The following is a 1,282-nucleotide window of genomic DNA, read 5'->3' as shown; positions in this document are numbered from 1 at the left end:
CGCGGTCACCGCCTGCGACGACCTCGTCGCCACCGGCCGCAAGGTCACCCTGGACCACCTCGGCGAGGACACCCAGGACGCCACCCAGGCCGCGGCCACCGCAGAGGCGTACGAGCACCTGCTCGCCGCGCTGAAGGACACCGGCCTCGCGGCCGGCGCCGAGGTCTCGGTGAAGCTGTCCGCGGTCGGCCAGTTCCTGCCGGTGGACGGCGAGAAGATCGCCCTGGAGAACGCCCGCCGGATCTGCGAGGCGGCCGCCGCCGCCGGCACCACGGTGACCCTCGACATGGAGGACCACACCACCACCGACTCCACCCTCTCCATCGCGCGCGAGCTGCGGGCCGACTTCCCCTGGCTGGGCGTCGTCCTCCAGGCCTACCTGCGCCGCACCGAGGCCGACTGCCGCGAGTTCGCCGGCGCCGGCTCCCGCGTGCGCCTGTGCAAGGGCGCCTACAAGGAGCCCGAGTCGGTGGCCTTCCAGGGCAAGCACGAGGTCGACCTCGCTTACGTCCGGGCGCTGAAGATCCTGATGGCCGGCGAGGGCTACCCGATGATCGCCTCGCACGACCCCCACATGATCAAGATCGCCGACCAGCTGGCCCAGTGGAACGGTCGCAAGCGCGACTCCTACGAGTACCAGATGCTGTACGGCATCCGCCCCGAGGAGCAGCTGCGCCTCGCCGGCGAGGGCAACACCATGCGCGTGTACCTGCCCTACGGCCAGGAGTGGTACGGCTACTTCATGCGCCGCCTCGCCGAGCGCCCGGCCAACCTCACCTTCTTCCTGCGTGCGATGGCCACCCGCGGCTGACCCGCCGCCCCGCAGGACCGCTCGGCGGCGGTGCTGCCCGAGCGCAGTGCCGCTGTACCCGGACGGCCCGCACCCCTTGTGGAAGGGGGGTGCGGGCCGTTGCGCGTGCTCGCTCGCCCGGGCGGCGGGGGCGGCATAGGATCGCCACGGGCCGGTCAACCGGCCCGGGAGCCGGAGGAGTTGGCGTGCAGAAGAGATTCGCCGAGTTGTCGACGCCGCTGCTGGCGGACGCCTGCGTGCGGCTGGGCGTGGAGCCGCGCCCCGCGCCGGCCGGGATCGCGCCGGTCGCCGCCGGGAGCCGGATCGCCGGGCGGGCGCTGCCGGTGCGGCACTACGGGAGCGTGGACGTCTTCCTGGAGGCGTACGGCGCGGCGGGGCCGGGTGACGTGCTGGTGATCGACAACGACGGGCGCACGGACGAGGCCTGCGTCGGCGACCTCGCGGTGCTGGAGGCGCGGGCCGCCGGGGTGG

At 73.9% G+C, this 1,282-nt stretch carries 1 protein-coding gene and 1 pseudogene; both read left to right on the top strand.

Annotated elements, in window-relative coordinates:
- Positions 1-811 (top strand): proline dehydrogenase family protein (locus tag MCM47_RS40985; RefSeq protein ID WP_238951855.1); only part of this gene is annotated, 811 nt, incomplete at its 5' end.
- Positions 812-996: 185 nt separating this feature from the next.
- Positions 997-1,282, top strand: a pseudogene (locus tag MCM47_RS40980) (RraA family protein); the annotation flags it as partial.

Source organism: Kitasatospora sp. A2-31 (assembly GCF_022288725.1).
Lineage (GTDB): Bacteria > Actinomycetota > Actinomycetes > Streptomycetales > Streptomycetaceae > Kitasatospora.
The sequence above is the reverse complement of the archived record's forward strand: the minus strand, read 5'-3'. Positions and strand labels throughout refer to the sequence as shown.